Origin of the sequence: Nocardioides sp. (assembly GCF_964228225.1) — a bacterium.
Lineage (GTDB): Bacteria > Actinomycetota > Actinomycetes > Propionibacteriales > Nocardioidaceae > Nocardioides.
Window position 1 is genome coordinate 23964 of the sequence record NZ_CAXQZB010000027.1, and the last position, 21630, is coordinate 45593.

Annotated in this window: 19 protein-coding genes; 11 read left to right on the top strand and 8 right to left on the bottom strand. The window is 73.5% G+C overall.

Annotated features, from left to right (window positions below; all coding sequences use genetic code 11):
* Positions 1-4: 4 nt before the first annotated feature.
* A complete protein-coding gene (locus ACERUJ_RS06855; protein ID WP_370247738.1) occupies positions 5-1261 on the bottom strand; it encodes an LCP family protein in 1257 nt (418 codons plus the stop codon).
* 38 nt (positions 1262-1299) lie between these two features.
* On the opposite strand from ACERUJ_RS06855, the gene ACERUJ_RS06860 reads away from it, so the two are divergent.
* Positions 1300-1848 (top strand): acyl-CoA thioesterase, encoded by a 549-nt coding sequence (locus ACERUJ_RS06860; RefSeq protein WP_370247739.1) that lies wholly within the window; start codon positions 1300-1302, stop codon positions 1846-1848.
* Between the two features lie 123 nt (positions 1849-1971).
* Positions 1972-3453, top strand: a complete 1482-nt coding sequence (locus ACERUJ_RS06865; RefSeq protein ID WP_370247740.1) for an LCP family protein — start codon at positions 1972-1974, stop codon at positions 3451-3453.
* Between the two features lie 187 nt (positions 3454-3640).
* Here ACERUJ_RS06865 and ACERUJ_RS06870 read toward each other — a convergent pair whose 3' ends face one another.
* Positions 3641-4429 (bottom strand): inositol monophosphatase, encoded by a 789-nt coding sequence (locus tag ACERUJ_RS06870; protein ID WP_370247741.1) that lies wholly within the window; start codon positions 4427-4429, stop codon positions 3641-3643.
* A 22-nt stretch (positions 4430-4451) separates the two neighbouring features.
* On the opposite strand from ACERUJ_RS06870, the gene ACERUJ_RS06875 reads away from it, so the two are divergent.
* Together ACERUJ_RS06875 and ACERUJ_RS06880 are read left to right on the top strand one after the other, a co-directional pair.
* Entirely contained in the window at positions 4452-5363 is a 912-nt protein-coding gene (locus tag ACERUJ_RS06875) for a glycosyltransferase (protein ID WP_370247742.1), read from the top strand.
* A complete protein-coding gene (locus tag ACERUJ_RS06880) occupies positions 5360-6283 on the top strand; it encodes a glycosyltransferase (RefSeq protein WP_370247743.1) in 924 nt (307 codons plus the stop codon). The genes ACERUJ_RS06875 and ACERUJ_RS06880 overlap by 4 nt, the downstream gene beginning before the upstream one ends.
* A 6-nt stretch (positions 6284-6289) precedes the next feature.
* Here ACERUJ_RS06880 and ACERUJ_RS06885 read toward each other — a convergent pair whose 3' ends face one another.
* Entirely contained in the window at positions 6290-7369 is a 1080-nt protein-coding gene (locus tag ACERUJ_RS06885) for a phosphatase PAP2 family protein (protein ID WP_370247744.1), read from the bottom strand.
* A 103-nt stretch (positions 7370-7472) separates the two neighbouring features.
* On the opposite strand from ACERUJ_RS06885, the gene glf reads away from it, so the two are divergent.
* The gene (glf, locus tag ACERUJ_RS06890; protein ID WP_370247745.1) at positions 7473-8687 is read left to right on the top strand and encodes a UDP-galactopyranose mutase; all 1215 of its coding nucleotides are present in this window, start codon (positions 7473-7475) and stop codon (positions 8685-8687) included.
* Between the two features lie 45 nt (positions 8688-8732).
* Here glf and ACERUJ_RS06895 read toward each other — a convergent pair whose 3' ends face one another.
* Positions 8733-10031, bottom strand: coding sequence for an endonuclease/exonuclease/phosphatase family protein (locus ACERUJ_RS06895; protein WP_370247746.1), 1299 nt, complete (start codon positions 10029-10031; stop codon positions 8733-8735).
* Between the two features lie 285 nt (positions 10032-10316).
* Here ACERUJ_RS06895 and ACERUJ_RS06900 point away from each other — a divergent pair, with 285 nt between their 5' ends.
* The 4 genes from ACERUJ_RS06900 (at position 10317) to ACERUJ_RS06915 (ending at position 15391) form a co-directional block, all read left to right on the top strand.
* Positions 10317-11750: a phosphatidylserine/phosphatidylglycerophosphate/cardiolipin synthase family protein gene (locus ACERUJ_RS06900; protein WP_370247747.1), complete on the top strand. Its 1434-nt coding sequence runs from the start codon at positions 10317-10319 to the stop codon at positions 11748-11750.
* Between the two features lie 5 nt (positions 11751-11755).
* On the top strand, positions 11756-12931 hold the full coding sequence (locus ACERUJ_RS06905; protein ID WP_370247748.1) for a hypothetical protein: 1176 nt from the start codon (positions 11756-11758) through the stop codon (positions 12929-12931).
* Positions 12932-13065: 134 nt separating this feature from the next.
* Entirely contained in the window at positions 13066-14217 is a 1152-nt protein-coding gene (locus ACERUJ_RS06910; protein WP_370247749.1) for a hypothetical protein, read from the top strand.
* Between the two features lie 67 nt (positions 14218-14284).
* Complete coding sequence (locus tag ACERUJ_RS06915; RefSeq protein WP_370247750.1) at positions 14285-15391, top strand: hypothetical protein; 1107 nt, start codon at positions 14285-14287, stop codon at positions 15389-15391.
* Positions 15392-15438: 47 nt separating this feature from the next.
* On the opposite strand, the gene ACERUJ_RS06920 is transcribed toward ACERUJ_RS06915, so the two are convergent.
* The 4 genes from ACERUJ_RS06920 to ACERUJ_RS06935 form a co-directional block, all read right to left on the bottom strand.
* Complete coding sequence (locus ACERUJ_RS06920) at positions 15439-16299, bottom strand: maleylpyruvate isomerase family mycothiol-dependent enzyme (protein ID WP_370247751.1); 861 nt, start codon at positions 16297-16299, stop codon at positions 15439-15441.
* Positions 16300-16366: 67 nt separating this feature from the next.
* Positions 16367-17935 (bottom strand): LicD family protein, encoded by a 1569-nt coding sequence (locus tag ACERUJ_RS06925; RefSeq protein WP_370247752.1) that lies wholly within the window; start codon positions 17933-17935, stop codon positions 16367-16369.
* The gene (locus ACERUJ_RS06930; RefSeq protein WP_370247753.1) at positions 17932-19113 is read right to left on the bottom strand and encodes a hypothetical protein; all 1182 of its coding nucleotides are present in this window, start codon (positions 19111-19113) and stop codon (positions 17932-17934) included. The genes ACERUJ_RS06925 and ACERUJ_RS06930 overlap by 4 nt, the downstream gene beginning before the upstream one ends.
* A gap of 60 nt (positions 19114-19173) precedes the next feature.
* Positions 19174-19410 carry a DUF6752 domain-containing protein gene (locus ACERUJ_RS06935; protein ID WP_370247754.1) on the bottom strand — a complete coding sequence of 79 codons (237 nt, stop codon included), beginning with the start codon at positions 19408-19410 and terminating at the stop codon, positions 19174-19176.
* Between the two features lie 278 nt (positions 19411-19688).
* Between ACERUJ_RS06935 and ACERUJ_RS06940 the strand changes: the two genes are divergently transcribed.
* Complete coding sequence (locus ACERUJ_RS06940; protein WP_370247755.1) at positions 19689-20423, top strand: sugar phosphate nucleotidyltransferase; 735 nt, start codon at positions 19689-19691, stop codon at positions 20421-20423.
* Positions 20411-21490 (top strand): iron-containing alcohol dehydrogenase family protein, encoded by a 1080-nt coding sequence (locus tag ACERUJ_RS06945; RefSeq protein WP_370247756.1) that lies wholly within the window; start codon positions 20411-20413, stop codon positions 21488-21490. The genes ACERUJ_RS06940 and ACERUJ_RS06945 overlap by 13 nt, the downstream gene beginning before the upstream one ends.
* The last annotated feature ends 140 nt before the right edge of the window (positions 21491-21630 follow it).

A 21630-nucleotide genomic window follows, 5' to 3' on the forward strand; every position in this document is an offset into this window, starting at 1 on the left:
GTGGTCAGCTCCTCGGGATGCCGTTCGGGGTGCATTGGGCCTTCGTGATGGCGTCGGTGTCGTCGTCGGCGATCGCCTGGAACAGCGGGTCGGCGAGGTCGCGGTCCCAGGTCTCGGCCGAGAGGTCGGTGACCGGCACGGTGCAGGTCAGCTCCACCCGCGTCATGCCGTAGGCCCAGAACGCGGCGTCGGTGGTGGACATGCCCTTGCCGAAGCGGAAGAAGGACGGCACCGCCTTGTTCAGGTGCCACCAGCGCCACGGGTTGAGCACGGTCCACGGCGACAGCACGGCGTCGCCGATCGCGGAGACCACCTCGCGCTGCCGGCGCACCCGCTCGAGGTCGCCGTAGGTGGACTGCTTGCGCGAGCGGGAGTAGGCCAGCGCGGTCTCGCCGTCGATGTCCTGGCAGCCCTTGCGGATGTTCAGCCCGGCGAGGGGGTCCTTGATGCGCTCGATCGGGCACACCTCGATCCCCCCGACGGCGTCGACGACGTCGGCCACCCCGCCCAGGCCGATCTCGACCAGCTGGTCGATCCGGATGCCGGTCTCGCGCTCGATGATCTTGACCAGCAGCTTCGGGCCGCCGCGGGCGTAGGCGGAGTTGATCTTCGACAACCCGTAGCCGGGCATGTCGACGATGGTGTCGCGGGGGATGGAGACCAGCACGTTGGGGCCGGAGCCGGTGTGCATGAGCATCATCGTGTCGGTGAGCTCGCTGCTGGGGTTGCCGGTGCTGTACTTCCGGCGCTCCTCGGCGGTGAGGCCCTTGCGGGAGTCGTTGCCCACGAGCAGGTAGGTGGTGCCGTCCTGCTCCGCGGGGCGGTCGCCGCCGGGGGCGAACGCGATCTGTTCGGAGGTGCGCCACACCAGGAACGGGGTGGCGATCGTGAACACCAGCCAGAGCACGAGGAGCAGCAGGACGGTGCGGATCCAGAACCGCGGGCGCCGCACCCGGCGCGCCAGGAACCCCGCCACGGGGTGGCGACGTCGCCCGGGCGGCGGGGGCCCGGCGGGGGAGGAGGGGGTGCCGGGCCCGGGCGGCGGCGGTGCCGCGGGTCCGGTCGGCACCACGCGCGTGGCGTCGGGGGGCGGCGGCGTCACCGGGATCGCGCGGGTGGGATCGGGCGGGGGCGGGTTCTTGCCCAGGGGCACGCCGCCCCGGCCGCCCGGTGCGTCCTCGGGGCCGCTGCCGTAGAGCCAGCCGAAGCCCGGGCCGTCGGGGCCCTCGGGGCCGCCCGGCCCTCCACGCTGGTCGCTCACGCGCGGAACGCTACCGGGTGGCACTAGCGTCGGGAGGCATGACCACCGACGACGTCCGCCCTGCGGGGCCGCCCGGGGCCGGCACCCCGGCGAGCGCCCTGCCCTCCTCCTTCGCCCGGGTGTCGCTGGCCTATCTGATGCGGAGCGTCGAGGCGAACCTGCTGGGCAACATCCACGGCGGCGAGATCGTGAAGCTCGCCGACACCACCGCCGGTGCGGTGGGCCAGCGCCACTGCGGTGGTCCGGCCGTGACCGCCGCCCTGGACGACATGGCCTTCCTGGCGCCGGTGCACGTCGGGGACATCGTGCGCACCTACGGCCAGGTCAACTGGGCCGGTCGCACCTCGATGGAGATCGGGGTCCGGGTCGAGGCCCAGCCGTGGAACGACCCGCGCGACGAGGCGGCGGTGCACGTCGCCTCGGCCTACTTCGTGTTCGTGGCCGTGGACGCCGACGGTGCTCCGCGGGCCGTGCCGCCGCTGGTGCTCGAGACGCCGGAGGACCACCGGCGCTGGCGCGAGGCCGAGATCCGGCGCGCCCACCGGTTGGCCCGCAAGGCGGAGATCGCCTCCAGCCGCGGCCACTGAGCACCGACGCGTCGGCCAGTCCGCGGCCGGCGGCGTGTTGTGGCTGCTGTGGCCAGCGTGACTGGTGATACTGACGGGGCTGTCCTTCCCCGGTCGCACCCCCGCAGCAGAGAGTCCCACCACATGACCATCCCGTCCTCGGTCCCGCCCCGGTCCGTGCGCCCGACGGCGGCGACGTCGTCGGTGATCACCGCCAGCGCCCAGCGGGCGGCCGAGGTCCGCTTCCGGCGCGCGCTGGCGCTGATGGCGATCACCCTGGTGCTCCCGGGCAGCGCCCAGCTCGTGGCCGGCAACCGCGACGTCGGCCGGCTCGCCCTGCGGATCTGGTTCGGCCTGCTCGGCACCGGCCTGGTGGCGCTCGTCGTGCTGGTGGTGCACCCCTCGTGGGGGCTGACCTGGGCCACCGACACCCGGCTGCTGTTCGTGCTGCGCTGGACGCTGGCGCTGGTCGCGATCGCCTGGGGGGCGCTGCTGGTGGACGCCTGGCGGATCGGCCAGCCCCTCAGCTACGGCCTGTCCCAGCGCCGCGCCGCCGTCGGGATCAACGGCGTGCTCTGCCTGGTCACCACCGGCGTGCTCCTGTTCGGCAGCCACCTGGTCGACGTGCAGCGCCAGTTCATCCTCACCACGTTCGGGGACGGTCGGGCCACGGCCGCGCACGACGGCCGCTTCAACGTGCTCCTGCTCGGCGGCGACTCCGGGGCGGGCCGCTGGGGGCTGCGGCCGGACTCGATGACCGTGGCCTCGGTCGACGCCGAGACCGGACGCACGGTCCTGATCGGCCTCCCGCGCAACCTGCAGGACTTCCCCTTCCGCGAGGGCACGCCGATGGCGGAGCAGTTCCCGAAGGGCTTCACCGACTGCGGCGCGGACTACTGCATGCTCAACGGCGTCAGCACCTGGGCCGAGGACCACACCCGGTTGTTCAAGGGCAGCGAGCACCCCGGCGTGGACGCCACGATCTCGGCGATCGAGGGCATCACGGGCCTGCGCATCAACTACTGGGCGATGGTCAACCTCGAGGGGTTCAAGGACCTGGTCAACGCCGTGGGCGGGGTCACCCTCACCGTCCGCGACCGGATCCCGGTCGGCGGGCTCGGCGACGACGTCACCGGCTACCTCGAGCCCGGCACCCGCAAGCTCACCGGCTTCGAGACGCTGTGGTTCGCCCGGGCGCGCGAGGGCTCGGACGACTACTCCCGCATGGCGCGCCAGAAGTGCGTGATGAACGCGCTGCTGGAGCAGGTCAGCCCCCAGAAGGCGCTGGCCAACTTCTCCGCCATCGCCCAGGCGTCCTCCGACATGGTGTCCACCGACCTGCCCGCCTCGGAGGTCGACACCTTCCTCAGCCTGGCGCTCAAGGCCCGCAGCCAGAAGATCGCCACCGTCTCGCTCGTGCCGCCGCTGGTGAACACCTCCGACCCCGACATCGACAAGATCCGCAGCACCGTCGCGGCGGCCATCGACAAGGCCGAGGGCCAGGCCCCGGCGCCCCGCAAGCGCACGGGCCCGAAGCCGGACGCCCCGGTGACCGGCGGCTCGGTGGGGTCGCTGTCCGAGGGCTACGCCGCCAACCAGGCCGAGGACCTCGCCAGCGCCTGCTGAGCGCCGGCGCTCGGCTCACGGCGTCTCGTGACGGCGCTGGGGCGCCTCCTCGACGAGCGTCGGGTTCGGTCGTCGAGGAGCGCAGCGAGTGTCTCGAGACGTGTGCACCCGACCCACGGCGTCTCGTGACGGCGGTAGGGCGCCTCCTCGACGAACGGGCCTCCGGGACGCCTGCCGGGAGCAGGTGTCAGGACCTGGCGATCTCCGCGCTCACGATGCGCGCGACGCGGTCGGCCAGGTCGGCGTCGCGGGCGGCGACCAGCGGCGCGCTGTCGATCGCCCGGGGGTCGTACGGGGCGCCGTCGAGGGTGACCACCGCCCCGCCGAGCTCGGTGAGCATGAGCAGGCCCGGCGCGTGGTCCCAGGGCCGGCTGCCGCTGTAGAGCAGGTAGTCGATCCCGCCGGTGAGCAGCTGGGGGTAGTCCACACCGCAGCACACCCAGGTCAGGGCGAGCGGGTCGAGGCCCGGGAACGCCCGTCCCACCCAGGAGCGTCGTGAGGTCGCGCCGCGCGGGACGCCGTCGTGGGGGACCGCCGGTGCGAGGGCGACGCCGTCGCGGCGCACCCCGGCGCCGCGCTCGGCGACGAAGAGCGTCTCGTGCTGCGGCTGCCAGATCCACGAGCGCGTCACGGCACCCTCGCGCAGCTCGGCCGCCATCACGGCGTGGTCGGGGGAGCCGTGCACGAAGTTGCGGGTCCCGTCGACCGGGTCCACGGTGAAGGAGTGGGACGCGCCGGCGTAGCGCGTGAGCACCGCGGGATCGGCCGCGCTGGCCTCCTCGCCGAGCACCACGGTGTCGGGGTAGGCCGCCCGCAGCGCGTCGGTGATGAGCACCTCGGCCTCCCGGTCGGCCACGGTCACGAGGTCGCCGGGGTTCTTCTCCATCACCTCGGCCTGCGCCAGGGCACGGAAGCGGGGGGTGATCACCGCGGCGGCGACGTCTCGGAGCAGGGTGGTGATGGCGTCGGTCTCCACCCTCCAACCGTAGGGTGTGCGCGTGGACGTGGTGGCAGTGGTGGTGACCTACAACCGGCTGCCGCTCCTGCAGCGGCTGGTCGCCGCCCTGCGCGAGGTGCCCGAGCTGAGCCGGATCCTCGTGGTCGACAACGCCTCCACCGACGGCACCGGCGCCTGGCTGGAGGCGGCGGTCGGCGGTCCGGGGCCGGTGATCGAGGGACACCGCCTCAGCGTGAACACCGGGGGTGCGGGCGGCTTCGCCGCCGGCCTGGCGCGCGCCTGCGACCTCGGGGCCGACCTGGTGTGGCTGATGGACGACGACGGCGTCCCGGCGCCCGGCTGCCTGCCCCGCCTGCTGGAGCGCCGCGGCGAGCTCGACCTCTGGGGCCCGGCGGTCGTCGCGGAGGGGGACCCCGACCGACTCTGCTTCCCCATCCGCCTGCCGGGTGGGACCCGCGTGGTGCACGGCATGCACGAGGTCGAGGCCGCGGCCGACGACGGCCTGGTGCGCGGCGTCGTGATCCCCTTCAACGGCGTGCTCGTCACCCGCGACCTCGTGGAGCGCATCGGGGTGCCGCGCGCGGAGTTCTTCATCTGGGGCGACGACGTCGAGTACCTGTGGCGCGCCGAGCGGGCCGGGGCCCGGATCGCGACCGTGGTCGACGCCCGCTTCGCGCACCCCGCCACCGACGACCTCGGCACCCCCATGCTGCGGGGCCGCACCACCTACAACCACACCCCCAGCGAGCTCAAGCACTACTGCATGGCCCGCAACAACACCGTCAACCTGCGGACCTACCGGGGCTGGCCGTTCGTGCTCATGTTCTGGTTCAAGACCGTGTGGTTCTACCTGGTCACGCGCCCGCAGCCGGGCCGGGTCGCGATGAGCGCCCGGGCCGCGCTCGCGGGCCTGCGCGGCGACTTCACCGGCCATCGGCGGTACCTGCGGTGAGCGCGGGGACCGGCGTCGCGGTCGTCGTCGTGACCTACAACCGGGTCGAGCTGCTGGAGCGGGTGCTCGACGGCCTCGCCGCCCAGACCCGCCCCGCCGACCTCGTGCTCGTCGTCGACAACGGCAGCACCGACGCCACGCCCGCGCTGCTGGACCGCCATCCGCTGGCCGGTCTGCGCACGATCACCCAGGCCAACCTCGGGGGAGCGGGCGGCTTCCACCGCGGCGTGGCGGAGGCGATGGCGGCCGGTGCCGCACGGATCTGGCTCATCGACGACGACGTCGTGCCGGCCCCGGACTGCCTGGCCCAGCTGCTGGCCCACGACGAGCCGTGCCTGATCTCGGTGCGCGAGGACCTCACCGGGGCGCTGGTGGAGAAGGCCGCCACCCGGTTCGACCTGCGGCGGCCCTGGGTGATCAAGCCCAAGACCGGCATGGTCGAGGACGCCGGCTCCCGGGCCGCGCTCGCCCCGCTCACCCCGGTCGAGAACGTCGCCTTCGAGGGCTTCCTGGTGCACCGCGACGTCGTGGCCCGGATCGGGCTGCCCGACCCGGCCTTCTTCATCTTCTACGACGACGTCGACTACGCCCTGCGCGCCCGGCGCGCGGGATACCGCATCCGGGCGGTGCGCGACGCCGTGCTGGTGCGCCAGCTCGACTTCGACCAGCAGCACGACCTCGCGGGCTGGAAGGGGTACTACATGTACCGCAACCTGTTCGTGGTGCACCGCCGCTACGGCGAGAACGTGCTGGTGCGGCTCAAGCCGTGGCTGATCACCCTGGCCGTGCTGCTGCTCGCCCCGCTGCGCGGCGGGCGGGCCGAGGCGCGCAACGTCGTGCGGGCGCTGCGCGACTCCGCCGCGCTGCGGGAGCTCACCCCCGCCGCGCGGCCCGGCGCCGTCGTCGCGGACCTGTCGTAGCCGGCGTCAGTCGCAGACGGCGGCCTGCTGCTCGCGTGCCGGTGTCTCCTCGGGCTCGTCGGCCAGTCGGGGCACCAGGCCGAACCGGTTGCCGGTGGCCATCGCCGCGGCCCACACCGTGAACGAGCCCAGTGCCATGCCGCCGAGGACGTCGACGAAGAAGTGCCAGCCCAGGTACATCGTGGCGATGACGGTGAGCACGAAGAACACCCACGACGTGACCCGTACCCACCGTCGTGCCCTGACGTACTCCAGGAACACGCAGATCGTCATCATGATCCCGACGTGCAGCGAGGGGAAGGCCGCGATCGTCTGCAGGCCGGCGTCGCGGTCGGCGAGCATCGCGACGCGGTCGTCCCACAGCTGGTTGGCCAGCAGGGTGTTGTAGGTCTCCGGCAGCGCGGTGAACAGCTGGCGCTGACCCTCGTGGTAGACCGGCCCCAGGGTCGGAAGCAGGAGGTAGAAGAGCGCACCGAGCGCCCAGTCGAAGGCCACCGCGGTGACGAACCAGGAGCCGGCCTGCGTGCGGCGGCTGAACACCAGGGCGATGGCGATGCTCACCGGCACCAGCGCGATCCAGATGAAGTAGACCGCGGAGAAGAAGTGCGCGGCGATGCCGGTGCCGAACAGGTCGTGCATGACCTGCGAGGGGTCGTGGTCGAACCACAGCACCCGGTCGATCCGGGCGAACTCGTCGTCCCAGACGGCGCTGTTGACGTAGGGCACCATCGACTTCAGGTTGCGGAACGCGGTGTAGCACAGGTACCACGCCGAGAGCCCGCCGACGGCGAAGAGCCAGTGCTGCAGGCGCCAGCGCTCGTCGAGCACCGCGCGCCAGTGGCGCCCGAACTCGCGGGGCGCGCGCCGGCTGCGCCACACCACCCGCGGCACGACGTCCAGGGCGATGGCGGTCAGGATGATGAGCGGGAAGCGGATGTAGCCGGGGATCAGCGCATCCGGGTCCTTGATCGGCAGCTCGTTGATCGCGGACAGCACGACCGTCGCCACCGCCATGGCGATGCCCGCGGCCCACGCCCACCCGAAGTGGCGCTCGACCGCGGTCCGCAACGAGGCAGTCCGTGACATGGCGCTCAGGGTAGGCGATCCTGCGCCCCGGTGCCGCATCCCACACTCCGGGACGGCCGGTCGGGGCGGCGGCGGGCGCCCGGTCACCGTAGACTCAGCGCCCGTGTCCGAGACCCCCGCTGCCGTCCCGAGCCCCGCCGTCCCGCTGCCCGACCTGCTCGTCGTGGGGTCCGGCTTCTTCGGTCTGACCGTCGCCGAGCGGTGCGCCACCGAGCTCGGCCTGAAGGTCCGGATCCTCGAGCGGCGCTCCCACCTGGGCGGCAACGCCTACTCCGAGCGTGACGCCGAGACCAACGTCGAGGTGCACAAGTACGGCGCCCACCTGTTCCACACCTCCAACGAGAAGGTGTGGGAGTACGTGAACCGGTTCACCTCCTTCACCGACTACAAGCACCGCGTCTTCGGCCAGTACCAGGGCCAGGTGTACTCGCTGCCGATGAACCTGGGACTCATCAACCAGTTCTTCGGCCGCGCCCACACCCCCGCCGAGGCGCGGGCGCTGATCGCCGAGCACGCCAGCGAGATCGACACGGCGTCGGCCACGAACCTGGAGGAGAAGGCGATCAGCCTCATCGGGCGCCCGCTGTACGAGGCGTTCATCAAGGGCTACACCGCCAAGCAGTGGCAGACCGACCCCACCGAGCTCTCCGCCGACATCATCACGCGGCTGCCGGTGCGCTACACCTTCGACAACCGCTGGTTCAACGACACCCACGAGGGCCTGCCGGTCGACGGGTACACCGCCTGGCTGGAGCGGATGGCCGACCACCCGAACATCGAGGTGCTCCTCGACGTCGACTTCCGCGACGTCCGTGAGGAGTACCTGGGTCGCGTCCCGATCGTCTACACCGGCCCGGTCGACGAGTACTTCGACCACGCCGAGGGTCGCCTGTCCTGGCGCACCGTCGACCTGGTCGAGAGCGTCGTGGACGTCGACGACTTCCAGGGCACCGGCGTCGTCAACTACAACGACCAGGACGTGCCGCACACCCGGATCATCGAGTTCAAGCACTTCCACCCCGAGCGGGAGAAGACCCACCTGCCCGGCAAGAGCGTGATCGTGCACGAGTACAGCCGCTTCGCCACCGAGGGCGACGAGCCGTACTACCCGGTCAACACCGCGGAGGACCGCGCCATCCTCAAGCGCTACCGTGCGCGGGCCGCCGCCGAGCCGCAGGTGCTCTTCGGTGGCCGGCTGGGCACCTACCAGTACCTCGACATGCACATGGCGATCGGCTCCGCGCTGTCGATGTTCGAGAACAAGCTGCGTCCCCACTTCGCCGAGGGTGCCCCGCTCAAGGCCGACGTCGAGGACTGAGCGCCGGCCCGTGCCGGCCGGGCCCGGCCGGCCCGTGCCGGCCGGCTACTCGTCCAGCGTCGTCGTGGCGACGACGAACGGGTGGTCGGTGATCGAGTTGATCGCCGGGCCGTCGATGCGCTGGTAGTCGGAGAAGCTCACCCCGCCGGCGCCGAAGATCCAGTCGATCCCGGCTCCGGCCGGCGGCGCGCAGGCGGTGTCGGGGGAGTTGGACCCGCCGTTGGCCGCGATGATGTCGCCACCCTCGGTGACCTGGCAGAACGCCTCGGCCTTCTCGTTGAAGTCGCCCATGAGCAGGACCCCGATCGGCACCCCGGGGTTGTTGCGCAGGGCGCTGCGCACGAGGTCGATCTGGATGTTCGTGGCCCGGGTGCGGTGCACCTGGTTGTTGCCGCGCCGGGCGTTGCTGGTGGGGTTGTGCACGCTGATCGCGACCAGGTAGCGCTGGGTCTGCTTGTGCTGCAGCAGCACCCACGGCATCGGGGCCGGGTTGCCGCGGAAGTAGGGGATCGCCACCGTGCCGGCGTCGCGGAAGTCCCAGGTGTCGGTGCGCCACACCACCGAGTCGCGCGCCTTGGAGTCGGCCGCGAAGCGACTCCAGGAGTCGCCGGTGAGCCGGTCGAAGGCGCCCTTCTGGCTGTCCTCGAACTCCTGCAGGGCGGCCACCGAGATGTCGTAGGAGCGCAGCAGCCCCACCGCCCCCGCCATCCGGTCGTCGCCGGAGCGGTAGGCGGGCTTGTTGCCGCCCGCGGCGGTGTGCGAGGCGCCGAGGACGTTGAGCGTCGCGGCCCGGAACGTCGCCGGCGGGATCGCGGCCAGCGCGGCGGCGGCCTCGATGCGCTCGCGCTTGGTGCGCATCTTCGGGGTGTTGAACTTCGCCAGCGGCTGCGCGTGGTCCTCGGCGGACGTCGGGCCCACCGCGGTGGCGGGCGACTCCCCGGGCGCGGCTGAGGCGGGTGGGTCGTCGCTCAGGACGCTGCCCACGGTCGGGGGCGTGCTCTGCGCCACCTGGCGCCGGGTGTCGTGGTCGATGCTCACGAACCCGGCGGTCAGGGCGGCGGCGAAGACCGCGACCACCGCGACCGGGCCGAGCAGTGCCTTGCCGCGGGGCAGCGACTCCAACGGCGAGGCGAGGGCCGCCGTGCGGCTGCGCGGCAGCGTCGCGCGGCGGCGGCCCGCGGGCTCCGGCGCACCGCCCGGGGCGGTGCCGGGGTCGGTGCCATCGGTGTGCGCGGCATCCGTCGGGTCCCTCGGGTCCGTCGGGTCCGGCAGGTCGACGGCGTCCTCGGCCGGCCCGGTCGCGTGCGGCCGGTCGGGGTGCTCGGGCGTGCCGGGGGCGGACATTCGCAGCGGCTCCAGGGGAAGGGGCGTCGTGGGGCGGGCGTCGGCGGGTCCGGGGACGCGCGACCGACGTGACGAACCTTACCGGGGCCCGGCGGTCCCGGGGGTCGCTTCGGCCGTGCCCACGCGGCCCGAGCCCGCGGTGGCGGCCCGATTCCACCCGATCGGTCGAGGGTCCCCGGCCCGGACGGGTGCGTCCAATGCACCGGATGGTCGCCCCCGCCACCTATAGTGCTGGCGGGCGCTCTCGGGCGCTTGGCCTGGTCATCTGATTTCCCTGGGGGTCCCATGCGTCGCGTCGCGGTGCTGCCGTTGCTCGCCCTGATGCTCACCGCCGCGGCGGTCGTACCCACCGGTGCCGCCGCCCGACCCGACCGCGCGCCGTCGGTCGCGCGCGCCGCCACGCCCTCCGGGCAGCCCGCCACCACCTTCAACGCCCCGCGCCCCTTCGGCGACGCCGCGGCGAACAACCGCATCCTGGTGCGCGTCGAGCAGGCCATCAACGGCGTGCCGGGCCCGACCAAGAAGAACCCCGAGCCGACGATCACGATCGCCAGCTACCTCTTCGACCGCGCGCAGTCGGTCGACGCCCTCATCCGGGCCTGCCGCCGCGGTGTCGGCGTGCGGGTCATCCTCGACGGCGACATCTCCACCCGCGCCGAGAAGCGACTGGTCTCCGCGCTCAACGGCGACAACGTGGCCGACAAGAACAAGGACGGCAAGCCCGACGGCAAGGCGGCCACCGGCCGCTGCGGCCGGCCCAAGAAGGAGGGCCGCGCCAACCGCGCGGCCGGTCTGGCCAAGCCGGGGGTGGGAGCGACCGGGCTGCCCGGGCTGCCCGAGCTGCAGGTCATGACGCGCCGCCAGGCCGTGGCGAGCATCGACCAGCCGGTCGACTCCTCGGTCACCTGGGGCAAGGACCGCAGCTACGTCAAGCGCTGCTCCGGCAGCTGTCGCAACCTCGGCGACGGCGGCAACATGCACTCCAAGTTCTACCTCTTCTCCCGCACCAACGGGGTCGACCACGTCTCGATGTTCTCCTCCTCCAACCTCAACCGCGGCGGCGCGGTGCTCGGCTGGAACGACCTGTTCGTGGTGGAGGACCGGCCCCGGCTCTACGACTTCTTCCTCCAGGTGCACCGGGCCATGACCCGCCAGCTGCGGGCCGACGCCAAGAAGCTGGAGTTCACCGACGCCAACGTCACCGCGCGGGTCTACCCGCTGCGCGGTGCGTCGAAGGCCAACGACCCGACGCTCGCCGACCTCAAGGCGATCAAGTGCACCAGCGCGCTGGGCCGCACCCAGATCAACATCTCGATGTTCTACTGGCAGGGCGACCGCGGCGGCTACCTCGCCGACCAGGTCCTCGCGCTGGCACGGCAGGGCTGTGCGGTCAACATCATCTACGGCGCGCCCTCGCGGATCATCGCGGGTCGGCTGCGCGCAGCCGCCAACTCCGGCCTGATCAACCTCTGGGACTCCCGGTTCGACCTCAACGAGGACGGCTTCGTCGACGTCCGCACCCACGCCAAGTACGTGCTGGTCAAGGGCACCTTCCGGGGCAACGACCGCGCCCACGTCGTGCTCACCGGCTCCCAGAACTGGTCCAAGGGCTCGCTGACCCTCGGCGACGACATCACCCTCAACATCGCCGGCAAGTCGATCTACAGCCAGTACCTGCGCCACTGGAACGTCGTGCGCAGCCACTCGACCAGGAAGTGAGCACCATGAGCGCTCCCCGCGTGATGCTGCATGTCGGCAGCCCCAAGACGGGCACCACCTTCATCCAGCAGACGCTGTGGGGCCAGCGCGAGGTCGCCGCCGCCCACGGCGTGCACCTGCCGATGAACGGGTTCCACGACCACTTCTGGGCCACCCTCGACGTCCGGGGCGTGGCGGGCAAGGCGCCCCACCCGCCGGAGTCGGAGGGGGCGTGGAACCGCCTGGTCACCGACACCCGCCGGCACACCGGCACCGTGCTGATCTCCCACGAGCTCTTCGCGATCGCCACCGAGACCCAGGCCCACAACGCCGTGGGCTGGTTCGGCACCGACCTCGAGGTGCACCTGGTCGTCACCGCCCGCGACCTGCTGCGCCAGGTCACCGCGGAGTGGCAGGAGCACGTCAAGCACCGCAACACCCTCACCCTGGAGGAGTTCGTCGAGCGTGAGGTGCGCGGCGCGGCCGCCGACCGCAGCAGCTGGTTCTGGAAGGTCCAGGACACCGCCGACGTCGTGCGTCGCTGGAGCCGCCGGCTCCCGGCCGCGCGCGTCCACGTCGTCACCGTCCCCGCGCACGCCGAGCCCGGCGACGACCTCTGGACCCGCTTCGCGCGGGTGATCGGGCTCCCGGCGACCGCGTTCGACACCACCGCGGGGCGCGCCAACTCCTCCCTCGGGCAGGAGCAGGCCGAGCTGTTGCGCCGCGTGAACGGTGCGCTGGGGGAGCGGCTGCCGTTCCCGGGGCCCTACCCGGCCGTCGCCAAGGACATCCTGGCCCACGCCTCGCTGGCCTCACGGCCGGGCACCCGGCTGGGCCTGCGCGAGGAGGACGCGCGCTTCGCCGCCCAGCACGCCACGCGGATCGCCGAGGAGCTCGCCGACCTCGGGGTCGACGTCGTGGGCTCGCTCTCCGACCTCGTGCCCGACGACGCGGCCGTGGCGGCCGCGATCGACCCGCAGGCCTACCGCGAGATCGGCGACGCCGAGATCGTCGAGGAGGGCGTCGCGGCGATCGCGGACCTGTTGGTCGAGCTGTCCGAGACCCGGCGCCGCGAGGCCGACCTGGCCCACGAGCTGCGCGAGCTCCGCCGGGCGCCGCTGCGCACGGTCCTGGACGCCGCCGAGCCGAACGCGCCGACGGCGATCGCACGGTCCCTTTACCGCAGGATCCGTCCCTCCTGACCGATCTTCCTCGGCGTGTCGCCGATTTCTCCACTCAGATGTGTGACAGATGGGACGGGTGTGAGTACTGTGACTCGCGCCTCGTCTCCCGCAGCTGACCGAGGCACCCTGCCCCCGGCTGCGGAGGAGATGCGATGACCCCGGTGTCCGACGACCGCCCCGCTGACCTGTCCCGTCCCCGACGGGACGCCGGACGGAGCCGTGCTCGGAGCGGGCGCCGGGCCGCGTGCCTGGCGGTCTTCCTGGGCGCACTGCTGACGGCGACCGCGTTCACGACCCCGGCGCGTGCCGACGACTCCAGCGTCGACCCCGTGACGCCGCCCGCGGTCGACCCCGTCGTCTCACCGGCCTACGACAACACCCCGCTGCGCTTCATCACCTACAACGCCGGCGCCGCGGTCTCGGTGAAGGGGGCCCAGGCCGACCTGCGGGCGCTGATGGCGAAGCAGCCCTCGATCGTCGGGCTGCAGGAGTTCGCCAGTGGTCCCAAGCGCGCGTGGGTGCGCAGCACCTTCGTCGACTGCGAGACCTGCCACTACGGCGGCTACATGCCCGCGCCGGCGGTGCCCGGCGGGACGCCGATCCTCTACGACGCGCGACGCTTCCGGCTGCTGCGCAGCGGCACCGTGCAGGTCACCAAGGACACCTTCGTCGGCCAGGCCGGAGCCGGCCCGGCGACGATCCGCGCGAAGTTCATCAACTGGATCACGGTGCGCGACCTCGCCACCGGGCGGTCGTTCTCGGTCCTGAACAACCACGCGGTGCCCACGGTGCAGGGCAAGGGGGGCGGTGCCAACCGTCGGATGCCCAAGCGGTTGGCGATCTACAGCAAGCACATGGCCGGTCTCGCCGCGCTCATCACCCAGCTGCGCGAGGACGGCGGTGGCTCGGTGTTCGTGCTCGGCGACTTCAACGTCAACTACCGGCTCGACCGCCAGGTCAAGGACCCGGTCTTCCCCTACGCCCACCTCACGCCGCTCGGGCTGGCCGCCAACTGGGAGCGCCTCGGACTCCCCAGCCGCGGCACCCACACGCTCAAGGGCGGCAACGACACCCGCCTGATCGACTACGTCTGGTCGGACCAGCGCGCGATGCTGACCCCGCTCACCCAGGAGATCCTCGAGGGTTTCCGGTCCGACCACCGGCCGGTCGTGGTGACCTTCCAGCTCTCGCGGCTCAAGGGCTACACCCCGCCGACGGAGGAGGACTCCACCGACGCCGAGACCCCGCCGCCGGTCGTCACGCCGCCCGACGGCACCGCACCCGACGACTCCGTCCGCGGCTGACCCGGGCCCGGGGCGGGCCGCTGCGGCGGCTAGGATCCAGCGGTCCGGTCGGCGCGAGGAGGGGTGAGTGGTCACAGCGCAGCAGTCGCGCGTGGTGCTGCACGTGGGCAGTCCCAAGAGCGGCACGACCTTCCTCCAGCAGGCGATGTGGCACCACCGGCCGGCGTTGGCCGAGGCCGGCATCGCCCTGCCCGGACGTCGGCAGCGGGAGATGTTCCTGGCCGCCATCGAGGTGCGCGAGGAGCACGAGTTCTGGGGGTACGCCCCCGACCAGATCGACGGCACCTGGGCCCGGCTGTGCGCCCAGGCGCGCGAGCACCGCGGCACCACCGTGATGAGCCACGAGCTGCTCTCCGCCGCCACCCCCGAGCAGATCGAGCGGGCGCTGAGCCACCTGGAGGGGGTCGAGCTGCACCTGGTGCTCACCGCCCGCGACCTCGTGCGCCAGGTCACCTCGGAGTGGCAGGAGCGGGTCAAGAACGGCGGCACCCGGTCGTTCCGCAAGTTCAGCCGCCGCATCATGGGCCAGCTGGAGCGGGGTGAGGTCGACGCCGGCTTCTGGGGTCACCAGAACCCGGCCGGGATCCTGCGCCGCTGGGGTGGCCACCTGCCGCCCGAGCGGGTCCACGTCGTCGTCGCGCCCCAGCCCGGCGCGGGTCCCGACGTGCTGTGGCAGCGCTTCGGGGCCGCGGTGGGCTTCGACGCCTCCGCCCTGGACCCGCAGGTGGTCTCGCGCACCAACCCCGCGCTCGGCGCGGCGCAGGTGGCGGTCCTGCGGCACGTCAACGCAGCCCTCGCCCGCCGGATCCCGCAGCCGGGATACGCCCGCATCGTCAAGGACCAGTTCGCCGAGACCCTGCTCGCCGGCCAGGGGGGAGCCCGGCCGCAGTGCCCGCCGCGCCTGGCCCGGCAGCTGCGCGACCAGGCCCGGCTCTGGAACCAGGAGATGCGGGGGCTCGGCTACGCCACCCACGGCATGCTCTCCGAGCTGATCCCGCGGATCTCCGAGGACGTCGTCGCCCCCGACCGGGTGCCGACCGAGGAGGTCCTGGACGCCTTCGCCCAGGCGGTCGCCTCCCTGCTGATCGAGCGGGCCGAGGCCGGTCGTGCCACCACGAGTCCGGTGGAGGTCACCTCGGCCTGGCAGCGGATCCGCGGCCGGCTGGCCCGCTGACCCGCTGACCCCTGCCCGGCCCTCTTCGGCCCCGCCGTGACCCGGGGTCAGGCGATCCCGTCGGCCAGCACCGCACGGAACTCCGCCAGCACGTGCGCGGCGCCCTCGGACACCAGCGCCCCGGCCTCGCCGGAGTCGCGGGTCCACACGTGCAGGTCGAGGGCGGCCGCGGGACCGAGGAGGGTGACGTCGGCGGGGCGTGCGGACGCTCCGTCGACCGCCAGCCGGGCCGCGGGGTGCTCGGTGAAGGTCTGGCCCCATGCCTCGCCGCTCCAGCGCAGCGTCTCGAGCCGCCAGCGGCGCCCGGTGTCGGTGGCCACCAGGTCGACCCGACCGGTGACCCGGCGCTCCACCTCCGGCGGCGCCCAGGCCCACATCACCTCCGCGACGTGGTCGACGCCGTCGGCGGCGGCCTCGGGAGCCAGTCCGGGGCCGGAGGAGGGCGCCAGTCCGGCGGCGAGTTCGGCGTCGACCCGGTGGAGCGTGACCTCATGGGTCTGCATGCGCCAGGTGAACCCGACGCTCTGGTCGGCCGGGAACCAGCTCCAGGCCGGCTCGTCCGGCGCGCGCCCGGCCAGCGCGGTGAGCAGGTCGGCCGTCGCCCGCTCGCGGGCGTCCAGCAGCGCCGGGACGTCCTGCGGCAGTGCCGCCCGCTCCTCCTGGTAGCGCTCCACGCCCGCGTCGTCGAGCCGGCGCCCGATGACCGCGGCCCAGAAGTCGTGCACCTGGACCACGTGGTGCAGCAGGTCGCGCACCGTCCAGTCCGGGCAGGTCGGCACCGGCGTGGCCGGGTCGAGGTCGGCGACGACGGCGCCGAGCCGCGCCGACTCGGCCTCGATGATGGCGGCGCGCTCGGTGGGCGTGAGGCCAGGGCGGGGTGTGCCCTCGGGGCCGTCTGAGGAGACCATGCTCGGCAACCTACGCCCTGGCGCCGACACCGGCGACCCGCGCGGGCCGGGCTCAGGCGGGCCGGGCTCAGGCGTCCGCGGCCCCCGGCGCCCACGCGGCCACGATCCGGCACACGTGCGGGTCCTCGCGCTCCAGCGGCGCGAGGCCGGTGCCCTCGACCCGGTCGATGATCCAGCCGCCGCGCCGCTCGATCTCGGCCACGACCTCGGCCGGGTCGACGAAGCGCCGGTACTTGCGCGGGAAGTGGTGGTGGCGGAACTGGTCCTTGTGGGTGCGGAACTCCAGCAGCAGCAGACCGCCGCGCCGCAGCGTCATCGAGGCCAGCCGCAGCACGAGGTCGCGACCGTGCTCGTCGAGCGAGCTGAGCAGGAACCGGCCGTAGAGGTCGGGCGGGGTCGGGGCGTCGTTGAGGCGCACCGCCAGGGAGTAGACCTGCCGCAGGTCGTTGAGGTTCACGACCTCGCGAGCGATCGCCGGTGCCTTGCGGCGCGCCGCGGAGCGCTTGAGCACCCCGAGGGCGTAGTCGACGGCGGTGACCTCGCGACCGCGCCGGGCGAACCAGTGGGCGTCGCGCCCGGTGCCCGACCCGAGGTCGATCAGCGGTCGATCGGAGTCGTGGTGCTCGGCCACCCACGTGGCGAACGTCGAGGGGCCCGAGGGCACCTCGCGCGCGTGTCCGCCGTAGAAGGCGTCCCAGATCTTGCGGTCCACCCGCAGCCCGCCGAACCAGCCGGTGAGGCGACGCGCCAGCCAGCGCGGCGTCTCGTACTTGAACGAGGGGTCCGGCACCGCCCAGTTCGGGCCGTAGGTGTGGGCCAGGAGCAGCTCGCTGTCGGCCGGCGCCGGCATCTCGCGCCCGTGCAGGGTCACGGTGCCCAGCGGCAGGATCGACTCGCGCGGGATCTCGAAGCCGGTGTCGGAGGGCATGTAGAACACGCCCTCGGTCCAGTGGGCGGTGAACACGTCGACGTAGCGCAGGGTGCCGTCGGGCTGGGGCAGGCGCACGTTGAGGCGGGTGCCCGAGCCGCGGCGCACCACCCAGCCGTGCGCCACCAGCGCCCGCTCGACGCGGAAGGTCTCGCGCACCACGTCGACCGGGTGCTCGTGCTCGCTGACGTAGGAGATGTCGACGTCGTTGTCGTGCCCGATCAGGCGGCCGTTGCGCACCGCGCCGAGCAGGGTGCCGTAGGAGATGAACGAGGCGACCCCGACCTCCTCGCGCATCACGCGCAGCAGCTCGGCCACCTGGGCCAGGAAGTCGTCGAGCACGCCGTCGTCCTCGGCGGCCAGCGGCCGGGTGAGCCGGCCGTACTTGTCGAGCACCAGGGCGGCGCCGTGCTTGTCGACGACCTCCACGCGCCGGCTGTCGTCGCCGCCGAAGACGACGTCGACGCGGCCGACCTCGGCCCCGCTGACGTGGTCGCGCACGAGCACGTCGGCCCGGCCCACGAGGTGGCGGCGCAGCGCCTTGGGCCAGCGGGCGACCCGTTGCTGACCGCGCTCGACGGTGTCGCGGGAGGGCAGCAGCGACCAGACGTGGACGTCGTTGAGCACGACGTCGTAGGTGGTCTCCGGCTCGAGGTCGCCGGGCAGCACCAGCCGGTCGTCGTCGGCGCTGATGCGGGTCGCGCTCATGCCTCCCCCTCCTGCTCGCGCTCGTGGTCGGACCGTCGGCCGCGCCGTCCCCGCCCGGCCCGGCCGCCGAGGCGGCCCCGCACGCCGTCGGCGACGCCCGAGGCCGTCCGGCGGCGTGCGACCGAGCGCCAGTGGTCGCGCTCCTCGGTGAGCGCGGCGACGTCGCGGATCATCCGGTCCAGGGCGGTGACGGCCACCGCGAGCTGCTGCTCGGCGGTGACGTCGTCGGGGTGCAGCGGCTCGGCGGCGCCCGCCGGCAGGCCGGGGTCGAGGAGGTCGGCGAGGTCGCCGACCACGGGGTAGCCGCCGGCCTCGACCGCGGCCACGGCCTCGCGCGCCCGGGCGAGCAGCGCCTCGCGCTGCGCCGGGCGGGGGGCGAACCGGGTGCCGCCCTGGGGCACGAGCACCTCGTGGCCGAAGTAGCGGCGCACCCAGCGGTGGCGGGTGGGGCCGTCGAGCAGCGGGCCGGTCAGCGCCGGCTTGAGCTCGTGGAGCAGGGCGCACTGCGCGGCGCCCATCGACTCGTTGGGGTAGGTGACGTCGAGGTCGAACCCGGTGGGATCGAGGTCGACGGCCTCGCACCAGCGGCGCCACAGGGTGTCGCGCGGACCGCCCGGGGGAGGCACGGTGACGACCCGCACCTGCTCGGGGCCCACCGCGGCCGACCAGCGGGCCAGCACGGCGGGGACGTCCTGGGAGGCCCACCCCCACGCGCCCTTGAGCCGACGGCCGTCGCCGGTGAGGGCATCGGTCATGAACTGCTCGAACGAGGCGTCGTAGTGCATCTTCAGCGCCTCCTGCCACATGGCGGGGAACTGCCGCACGTAGCCGCGCACGGTGACCACGACCCGCACCCGCGCCGGGGCGAGGTCGGCCACCACCGCGCGGGCCTCCTCCTCGGTGCACATCGAGAAGAACTCGTGACTGACCAGCCCGCGGCCCGACCAGCCCGCGAGCTCGCCGACCAGGCGGTCCCAGGCCGCGTCGGCCCGGTCGACCGGCTTGCCGCGCGAGCGCCGACGCACCTGCTGGAAGGCGTTGTAGTGGTCCAGACGGCGCCGACCGGGGTAGCGCAGCCCGCGCCGCTCCAGCAGCTCGCGGTGCTCCCACAGGATCGTCTGCAGGAAGGTCGTGCCCGTCTTCGGGAGCCCGACGTGGAGCACGACCTCCTCAGCCACGGGAGGCTCCCGCGGTCCGGGGGTCCACCGGCCCGTCCACCGGCCCGTCCACCGACCCGTTCACAGGGGCGTGCGGTGGCTGTCGAGGTAGGCCCGCACCGCGGCCTCGTCGCGCTGGGCCAGCGGCACCAGCAGCTCCTCGACGACGTCCATCAGCTCGGCCAGGCGTCGGTTCAGCCGCCGGCACTCCTGCACCTCGGCCTCGAGCTCCTCCACCCGCCGCTTGAGGTCGTCCTCGCTGGCGTCGCGCAGCCGCTTCAGGAAGCGGCCGCCCTGGTTGCGCACGGCGTCACTCATCAGAGTCGGTCTCCTCGGGAGGGTGGAAGTCGCGGGGGCGGTCGCCCGGCGGGCCGGCCCTGCGACGACGGGAGTCCCCGCGCCGCCGGCGGCCCGGTCGCCCGGCGTCCGAGCAGGCTACTACGGCTGGGGCGCACGACCGGCCCGCGATACGGTGGCGCGGTCGGCGCACCGGGCCCCCGGTGCGCCGCGGTGCGTGACCGCCCCCGCCGTCGCGCCCCGCCCGTCACCATCCCGCTCCCGTCCCTGTCCGGGACGCACCGAAGAAGAGGCTCACCGTGATCGGTCTGGTCCTGGCCGCCGGCGCCGGACGTCGGCTCCGTCCCTACACCGACACCCTGCCGAAGGCGCTGATGCAGGTCGACGACGACCGCACCATCCTCGACTGCAGCCTGGCCAACCTCGCCGCCGTCGGCCTGACCGACGTCGTGATCGTCGTGGGCTACTGCGCCGAGGCCGTGGAGGAGCGCAAGGCCGCCCTCGAGGCGCGCCACGGGGTGTCGCTGACGCTGGTGTTCAACGACAAGGCCGAGGTCTGGAACAACGCCTACTCGCTGTGGACCGCGCGCGAGCACCTGCGCGAGGGCGCGCTGCTGGTCAACGGCGACACCCTCCACCCGGTCGGCGTCGAGCAGGCGCTGCTCGCGAACCGCGGGCCCGGCGTGCTGCTCGCCGTCGACGTCGAGAAGTCGCTGGCGGAGGAGGAGATGAAGGTGCAGGTCGACGACCAGCGTCACGTGCGTCGCATCACCAAGCTCATGGACCCCGCCACGGCGTACGCCGAGTACATCGGTGCCTCGCTCATCGAGGGGCACGCCGCCGAGGCGCTGGCCGCCTCGCTCCAGGCCACCTTCGAGCGCGACCCCGATCTCTACTACGAGGACGGCTACCAGCACCTGGCCGACTCCGGTTTCGCGGTCGGCACCACCCCCATCCCGTCGGGGACCCGCTGGGTGGAGGTCGACGACCACGCCGACCTGGCGCGCGCCCGGGAGATCGCGTGCCACTCCTGAGCCGCATGCTCGCCAGCCCGGTGTCGGTCGACATCCGGGCCGGTGCGGTGGACGACCTGCCCGAGCTGCTGGCCCAGCGCCGGCTCTCCAGCGGTGGCGACGTGCTCGTCGCCGTGGGCCGGTCGACCGGGGAGGAGATCTGGGACCGGATCGGCCATGCCTTGCCCGGGGCGGAGTGCTTCCTCGTGGACGGCGCCACCCTCGCCGAGGCCCAGCGGCTGCAGGACCGGCTCGGCGCCCGCGGCTACGACGCCGTCGTCGCCATCGGCGGCGGCCGCACCCTCGACGTCGCCAAGTACGCCGCCACCCGCGCGGCGCTGCCGATGGTCGCGGTGGCCACCAACCTGGCCCACGACGGGCTCTGCTCGCCCGTGGCCTCCCTGGAGCACCCCCACGGCAAGGGCTCCTTCGGGGTCGCGATGCCGCTGGCGGTGCTGGTCGACCTCGACTACGTCCGCGCGGCCCCCGCCGCGCTGGTGGCCGGGGGAGTGGGCGACGTGGTCTCCAACCTCTCGGCGGTCGAGGACTGGCTGCTCTCCCACGAGGTCACCGGCGAGCCGCTCGACGGCCTCGCCCTCGCCTTCGCCCGCACCGCCGCGGAGGCGGTGATCGCCCGCACCGACTCGATCCGCGACGACGCCTTCCTCGTCGTGCTCGCCGAGGCGCTGGTGCTCTCGGGCCTCGCGATGTCGGTGGCCGGCACCTCCCGCCCCTGCTCGGGGGCGTGCCACGAGATCCTCCACGCCCTCGACGCCGCCCACCCCGGCCGCTTCCAGCACGGCGAGATCGCCGGCCTCGGGGCGCTGTTCGCCACCCACCTGCGCGGCCACCACGAGCGGCTGGCCGTGATGCGGGCCTGCCTGCAGCGGCACGGCCTGCCGGTGACCCCCGCCGACCTCGGCCTCGACGCCGCGGAGTTCACCGCGGCGGTGCTCGCCGCCCCGGGCACGCGGCCCGACCGCTACACGATCCTCGAGCACCTCGCCCTGGACGCCGAGCAGACCGCGGCGGAGGTCGCCCGGTTCGTCGCCGGGGAGCCCACGGGCGCCGTCGTCGCTCCCCGCTGAGCCCGCTGAGCCCGGTCGAGCCCGGCCGGGGCGCCCTCGGGGCCCGGCGCGAGCGGGGGTGAGCCTGCTCTCATCGCGCCCCGCCCGGGTCGCAGGAACATGGTCGCGGGCCGGTGCGCTGGTAGGTTGACGCTGCTCCA